The 7,315-nt window shown below is 72.5% G+C and carries 6 protein-coding genes; all 6 read right to left on the bottom strand.

Annotated features, from left to right (window positions below):
* Positions 1 to 544: carbohydrate kinase family protein (locus tag AOK01_RS29075; protein ID WP_245702460.1), on the bottom strand; the 544-nt coding region annotated here is incomplete at its 3' end.
* 216 nt (positions 545 to 760) lie between these two features.
* Positions 761 to 1,753 (bottom strand): adenosine deaminase, encoded by a 993-nt coding sequence (locus tag AOK01_RS29070; RefSeq protein WP_055516871.1) that lies wholly within the window; start codon positions 1,751 to 1,753, stop codon positions 761 to 763.
* Between the two features lie 76 nt (positions 1,754 to 1,829).
* A complete protein-coding gene (locus AOK01_RS29065) occupies positions 1,830 to 2,735 on the bottom strand; it encodes a ribonuclease Z (RefSeq protein WP_055516869.1) in 906 nt (301 codons plus the stop codon).
* Positions 2,736 to 2,757: 22 nt separating this feature from the next.
* A complete protein-coding gene (locus AOK01_RS29060) occupies positions 2,758 to 3,135 on the bottom strand; it encodes a histidine triad nucleotide-binding protein (protein WP_055516867.1) in 378 nt (125 codons plus the stop codon).
* Positions 3,136 to 3,260: 125 nt separating this feature from the next.
* A complete protein-coding gene (locus tag AOK01_RS29055) occupies positions 3,261 to 6,575 on the bottom strand; it encodes a S41 family peptidase (protein WP_055516866.1) in 3,315 nt (1,104 codons plus the stop codon).
* Between the two features lie 45 nt (positions 6,576 to 6,620).
* Positions 6,621 to 7,178, bottom strand: coding sequence for a hypothetical protein (locus AOK01_RS29050; protein ID WP_079103845.1), 558 nt, complete (start codon positions 7,176 to 7,178; stop codon positions 6,621 to 6,623).
* Positions 7,179 to 7,315: the final 137 nt, after the last annotated feature.

The following is a 7,315-nucleotide window of genomic DNA, read 5'->3' as shown; positions in this document are numbered from 1 at the left end:
CGAAGATCCGGGTGCCCCGGCTCGCGGCGCCGGCGATCCAGTGCGCGCGCGTGCCGGGCGTCAGCGAGGCGACGGCCGCCCGCGCGCGGGGCGGGCAGTCGGGGGCGGGCTCCTCCGGGGGCGGCTCGTGGCCGTGGCTCACCATGGTGCGCTCGCCCTCGTACGCCATCGAGACGGTCACCGGTGAGTGCCAGCCGGGCTCGGTGCGGGAGGCGGAGAGGTCGATGCGTTCACCCTGCTCCAGGGCGTCCCAGCAGTACTCCCCGTAGTGGTCGTCCCCGAAGGCCGCCGCCAGGGAGGTCCGCAGGCCCAGCCTGGCCAGCGCGGTCGCCATGTTCGCGACGCCGCCGGGGCTCGAACCCATGCCGCGGGCCCAGGACTCGGTCCCGCGGACCGGGGCGGAGTCGAGCCCGGTGAAGATGATGTCGAGGAAGACGGTGCCGGTGAGGTAGACGTCCCAGGGCGGGTCGTCGGAGCGGCGCAGCTCGGCGAGGGGGTCGAAGTGGGCCTGGCAGTACGGTCCCTTCCCGGCGGACGCGGTCACGGTGCGCTCCCATGAGTGGTGCGGATTCAGGCCAGTGTGCCAGGCGCTCCGCTCTGGCTTTGAGTGGCGACGCGTCGGCGGGCAGGTGCGGGTCCGTCGTGGCTGGTCGCGCGGTTCCCCGCGCCCCTAAAAGGGGCGCGGGGAACTGCGCAATCTTTTAGCGGGGGTCTGAGGGCGAAAAACCCGGGCGACCTCCCCGGTCACCTGGCCACCCGGTCACGGGAACTCGTACGCGTCCACCTCCGCGACGTACCGGGCCCGCCGCTCCTCGTCGTGTTCGAGGAACGCCGCGAGGAACGAGTTGCGGGCCAGCTCGCGCAACCGCTCGGGCGAAAGACCCAGCGCCGCCCGCACGGCACGGAAGTTGTCCTCGGCGTACCCGCCGAAGTACGCCGGGTCGTCGGAGTTCACCGTGCACAGCAGACCCGCGTCGAGCATCGCGGGCAGCGGGTGCTCCGCCAGGACGTCGACGGCCCGCAGCCGCACGTTGGACAGGGGGCAGAGCGTCAGCGGCACCCGGTCCCGCACCAGCCGGGCCACCAGCTCCGGGTCCTCCAGGCAGCGGAGCCCGTGGTCGATGCGTTCGGCCCCGAGCACGTCGAGCGCCTCGGTGATGTACGCGGGCGGCCCCTCCTCGCCGGCGTGCGCGACCCGTCGCAGGCCGAGCGCGGCGGCGGCCTCGTACACCTCGCGGAACTTGGCCGGCGGGTGCCCGACCTCGGCGGAGTCGAGGCCGACGCCGACGATCCGGCCGAGGTGGGGCTTGGCCGCCTCCAGGGTCTCCATCGCGGACTCGGCGGACTCGTCCCGCAGGAAACACATGATCAGCTGGGTGGAGACGCCGTGCACGGCCTCGCTGCGGTCGAGCGCCCGCCCGAGCCCCGCCACCACGGTCCCGATGCCGACGCCCCGGGAGATGTGCGCCTGGGGATCGAAGAAGATCTCCGCGTGCCGCACCCCCTGCGCGGCGGCGCGCGCGAGATACGCGTCGGTGAGGTCCGCGAAGTCGTCCTCGGTCCGCAGCACGGCCATGAGCCCGTAGTACAGGTTCAGGAACGACTGCAGATCGGAGAACCGGTACGCCTCGCGGAGCTCGTCCGTGTCGGCGTACGGCAGCGCGACCCCGTTGCGCGCGGCCAGCGCGAAAGCCAGCTCGGGCTCCAGCGTGCCTTCGATGTGGAGGTGCAGTTCGGCTTTGGGGATGGACATCAGAGCATAATACGGGGCGTTCCTCCCCCGATCCGCACTCCCCTCCGCTCCCCTTCACTACCGCTTCCGCTCCCCTTCACTGCCGCTTCGGGACCGGCACTCTCAGCAGGTCGTGTGCCACGGTCAGCTCTCCCTCGAACCCGGCGGCCCGCGCCTGCCGCGCGAACTCCTCGGGCTCGGAGTAGCGCTGGCTGAAGTGGGTCAGCACCAGATGCCGTACGCCCGCGTCCCGGGCCACCGCGCCCGCCTGGCCGGCCGTCAGGTGCCCGTGGTCGACGGCGAGCCGCACGTCCTCGTCGAGGAACGTCGACTCGATGACGAGCAGGTCGCAGCCCTGCGCGAGTTCGTACACCCCGTCGCACAGCCGGGTGTCCATGACGAACGCGAACCGCTGCCCGCGCCGCAGTTCGCTGACGTCGCCCAGGGTGACATCTCCGAGTGCCCCCTCCCGCTGGATCCGCCCCACGTCCGCGCCCCTGATGCCGTACGAGGCGAGCCGTTCGGGCAGCATCCGCCGTCCGTCGGGCTCGACGAGCCGGTAACCGTACGCCTCGACGGGATGGGAGAGCTTGCGGGCCTCCAGCTCGTACGAGTCCGTCGACGCGAGGGTGCCGTCGGCGTCCACCGGGGCCTCGGTGAGCGGGACCGTCTCGCGGTAGGCGGTCGCGTACCGCAGCCGGTCGAAGAACCGCTGCCCGGAGCGCGGGTAGTGGGCCGTTATCTCGTGCGGCACCCGGTCGAGGTTGATCCGCTGGATCACCCCGGCCAGGCCGAGCGAGTGGTCGCCGTGGAAGTGCGTGACGCAGATCCGGTGCAGGTCGTGGGCGGCCACCCCGGCACGCAGCATCTGCCGCTGGGTGCCCTCGCCGGGGTCGAAGAGGATGCCCTCGCCGTCCCAGCGCAGCAGGTAGCCGTTGTGGTTGCGGTGCCGGGTGGGGACCTGGCTGGCGGTACCGAGGACCACCAATTCACGTACGGACACGTCCAGTTGTCCAGTAGTCCAGTTATCCGGGGGGCCACTGCATGCCACGGCCGCCCAGCAGGTGGGCGTGCGCGTGGAAGACCGTCTGGCCCGCTCCACTGCCGGTGTTGAAGACGATGCGGTAGCTGTCGAGCTTCTCCTCGGCGGCGACCTCACCGGCCTCGCGCACGACGTCGGCGAGGATCGCCGGTTCGGCGGCGGCGAGGGAGGCGGCGTCCGGGTGGTGGACCTTGGGGATCACGAGGACATGGGTGGGCGCCTGCGGGTTGATGTCCCGGAAGGCGAGGGTCGTATCGGTCTCGCGGACGACGGTCGCCGGGATCTTCCCACCGACGATCTTGCAGAACAGACAGTCGTCCTGCGGCGCGCCACCATCCTGTCCCTGCGGCTCCTGTGCCATGCGCGGCCTCCTGACGCCGAATGATCGTTGCACTTGCCCCGGCATGGTACCGAGCGCGCCCCGTCAGGGGCGCGGGGAACTGCGCGACCAGCCCCCACGCACCCGCACCGGCACCGGCACCAGAACTACGGCAACGGCGGAGCCGTCTTCGCCGGGCTCTCCTCCAACGTCGCCAGCGCGATCCGGATCGCCTCGTCCAGCTGCACGTCACGCCCGGCGGCGTAATCCTGCGGAGCCTGCACCACCTCGACGTCGGGGTCGACGCCGTGGTTCTCCACGCCCCACTCGTAACCATCGAGCCAGAACGCGTACTTGGGCTGGGTGACGAGCGTGCCGTCGACGAGCCGGTAGCGGCTGTCGATACCGACGACGCCACCCCACGTACGGGTGCCGACGACCGGACCGATGCCCAGCGCCTTGATCGCCGCGTTCACGATGTCGCCGTCGGAGCCGGAGAACTCGTTGGCGACGGCGACGACGGGCCCCCGCGGCGCGTCCTCCGGGTAACTGGTGGGCCGCATCCCGCGGGCGAGGTCCCAGCCGACGATGCGCCGGGCGAGCTTCTCGACGACCAGTTGCGAGGTGTGGCCGCCGCGGTTCTCGCGGACGTCCACGACAAGGCCCTCCCGGGCCACCTCGATCCGCAGGTCACGGTGGATCTGCGCCCAGCCGGGCGCCTGCATGTCGGGCACATGGAGGTAGCCGAGCCGTCCGCCGGACTTCTCGTGCACATAGGCACGCCGGTCGGCGACCCACGCGTGGTAGCGCAGCGGCTCCTCGTCGGACATCGGTACGACCACCGCGTGCCGCGCGTCGCCGCCGCCCGCCGGGGAGATGGTCAGCTCGACGGGCTTGCCCGCCGTGCCGACGAGCAGCGGTCCGGGCCCGGCCACCGGGTCGACGGGCCGCCCGGAGACGGCCACGATCGCGTCCCCGGCACGCACCGCGACGCCGGGCGCGGCGAGCGGCGACTGCGCGTCCGGGTCGGAGGTCTCGGACGGCAGGATGCGGTCGATGCGCCACTGCACCGCTCCCTGGGACGTCCCCTGGGAGCCGGTGCCTGAGCCGGAGCCGTCCTCGTGGCGGGAGATGTCGGCGCCGAGCAGCCCCTGCCGGTCGCCGCCGCCGAATCCGCCGCGCGGCATGACGTACGCGTGCGAGGTGCCGAGCTCTCCCTGCACCTCCCAGAGCAGGTCGACCAGGTCGTCATGGGTGGCGACCCGGCCGAGGACGGGCCGGTACCGGTCCAGTACGCCGTCCCAGTCGGTGCCGCCCAGGTCGGGGCGCCAGAAGTTGTCGCGCATGAGGCGGCCGGCCTCGTCGTACATCTGCCGCCACTCGGCGGCCGGGTCGACGCTCTGGCGGATGCGTGAGAGGTCGACGGTGATGTTGGTGTCGCTCTCGTCGTCGTTCGAGGCGCGCCGGTCGCTCGGTACGACCTTGAGTTTGCCGTCGGTCCACAGCAGCAGCCGTTTGCCGTCGCCGGTGACCAGGTAGCCGTCGGCGTCCGAGGCGAGGTGTTCGATGCGCTGCTGGACGAAGTCGTAGCGCTCCAGGTCGGTCTTCGGGTCCGGGTCGTCGGGGGTGGCCCGTGACGAACCGAGGACGCCGCGCACCGGGTGCCGCAGCCACAGCAGCCCGTCCTTGGCGGCCCGCAGCCCGCTGTAGCGGGCGGCCTCCACGGGCAGCGGCACGATGCGGTCGCCGAGCCCTTCGAGGTCGATGCGGGTGGCCGGGGAGCCCTCGCTGTCGGGCGTCTCGGCCCCCGGGCTGTCCGGCGTCTCGAAGGGCCGGCCGTGCCGCTGCGGTCCGAAGGGCGAGGGGGTGGTGGCGGCGAGGGTGATGAGGTGCGGCCTTGAGCCCCCGACGAAGGCGAGGTCGAAGACGTGCTCGTCGTAGACGGGGTCGAAGGACCGCGCCGACAGGAACGCGAGATGCTTCCCGTCGAGGGTGAACGCGGGCGCGTAGTCGCGGAACCGCAGCGGTGTCGCCTCGGTCACGGACAGGTCCGCGGTGTTGGCGAGCTTGAGCTGGCGCAGCGGGCGCGGGCCGGGGTGCGACCAGGCCAGCCAGGCCGAGTCGGGTGAGAAGACGAGTCCGGAGACGTCGCCGTCCTCGCTGCGGTCGACCTCGCGGACCTCGCCGGTCTCGCGCTCGACGAGCAGGACGCGTCCGTCGTGCGAGGCGACCGCGGCCCGGCTGCCGTCGGGGGCCATCGCGAGCCCGAGTACACGGCCGAGCTGTCCGGCGGCGAGCCTGCGCGGGGTCGCTCCGGGTGCCACGCCCGTCGCCGGGGCGAACTCAAGGGCGTCGTCGCCCTCCGCGTCCGTGACCCACACCACGTGTTCCTCGCCGTCGGCGCGGAAGGTGCGGGGCAGCCTGGCCCGTACGCCCGGTTCGGCGGCGAGCGCGCGGGTGGGTCCCGAGCGGTGGGTGACCCAGTGGACGGCTCCGCGCACGGAGACCGCGCTGCCGCGTCCGGTGTGGTCGGGGGCGGCGGCGCCGAACCAGCGGGACGCGTTCACGGGGTGCGGCTGCAGATCGACGCGCTGTCCGCCGAGCCGGATGTCGAGCCTTCGTGGCTCGGCCCCGTCGAGGTCGTCGAGGATCCACAGTTCACCGGCGGACGCGTAGACGACGCGGGTCCCGTCGGTGGAGGCGTGCCGGGCGTAGAAGCCCTCGATCCCGGTGTGCCGCCGCAGGTCCGACTCGTCGGCGAGGGAGGAGTACACGGCGCCCACGCCTTCGTGGTCGGAGAGGAAGACGACCCTCTCCCCGACCCAGGACGGGTACTCCACGTTCCCGTCCAGGCCGGCATGGAGCCGTACGAACTCCCCGGCCTCGCCTGCCTCCCCGGTCTTTCCGTCGGCCTCGCGGTTGGCTTCTCGGTCGATCCACAACTTGCCGGCGGTGCCGCCCCGGTAGCGCTTCCACCAGGCGGCCTCGCGGCCCATGGGTGCGGAGAGCAGGACGGTCCCGGGCCCGTACGCCACGTCGCCGACGGGTCCGTACGGGAGGGTGGTCGCGGGTCCGCCGTCGAGCGGAACGGCCCTGGCCCAGCTGCGGCGCAGGCTCGCCTGGCCCTGGGTGCTGAGCGCGAGCACCTGCCCCTCGGGGGTCCAGCCACGCACCTGGGTCTTCCAACTCCCCCAGTACGTGAGGCGTCTGGCGGAGCCCCCGTCGACGGGGGCGACATGCACCTCGGGGGCGCCGTCACGGGTCGACGTCCAGGCGACGGTCGTCCCGTCCGGGGAGATCCGTGGATGGTTCACCGGGACGTTGTCGGCGCTGACCCGCCAGGCGCGACCGCCGTCGAGCGGCGCGACCCAGACGTCGTCCTCGGCGGTGAAGGCGATCAACTCACCGTGCAGATGCGGATACCGGAGATACGCGGAAGTCGCGGCGGAAGCGGCAGATACGGCGGATGCAGGCTGTGTCACCCGATCACCCTATGCAGCCGTCCCGTCCGCGACCAGAGTTTTCGATCACTTCCCCTGGAAGCACGAGCACCCGGGGCTCGGGTACTCGGTCACGGTCCTGGTGACGGTGACGGTCGCCCCGGGGTCCCTGGGCGGCGTCGTCCGCGGGGTGGACATGCCCGGTGTGCCCGGTGTGCCCGCCCGGCAGTTGCCGAGGACGTGCACCCGGAACCGCTCCTTGCCGTCCACCCGGGCGGTGAGGTCGCCCCGTACGCAGGTGCCGTTGACCTCCTGTGTCACCCTGCCCTTGATGGTGAGGTCCTGCCCGTCCTCGGCCTCGCCCTTGCAGTCGACGGACGCGACGCTGCGTGCGCTCGGGGAGGTGCCGGTGGTCTCGCCCCCGCCCTCGGAAGAGGCGTACGAGGCGGTACAGGTGAGCCACCGCACGTCGACGCCCTGTTGCTCCAACTCGTGTGTGCCCGTGCGGTCGGTGGTGATCGCCACGGCGGCGATGCTCATGCCGTTGCCGGGTTCGCACGCGACGAGCGCGAAGCCGGCTGCCGCGGTGGCCGCGGCTGCGGCGATCACCGGCCTGCGGTGCCGTGTACGCCTCATTGCCCCCATGGACGGCAGGGTGCCACTGGGCGAAGCCCCCGGGTAGTCCACATGCGGCCACGCTCCGCCGCCGCGCGAAAAGTTTTTCGCCCCCGCCGCCCCTACCCATTCCCGTCACTACCTCGGGGGCTCCGCCCCCGAACCCC

This window comes from Streptomyces aurantiacus (assembly GCF_001418335.1).
GTDB classification, from domain to species: domain Bacteria; phylum Actinomycetota; class Actinomycetes; order Streptomycetales; family Streptomycetaceae; genus Streptomyces; species Streptomyces aurantiacus.
Note: the sequence above shows the minus strand (reverse complement) of the source record. Positions and strands in the feature narration are given on the sequence as shown.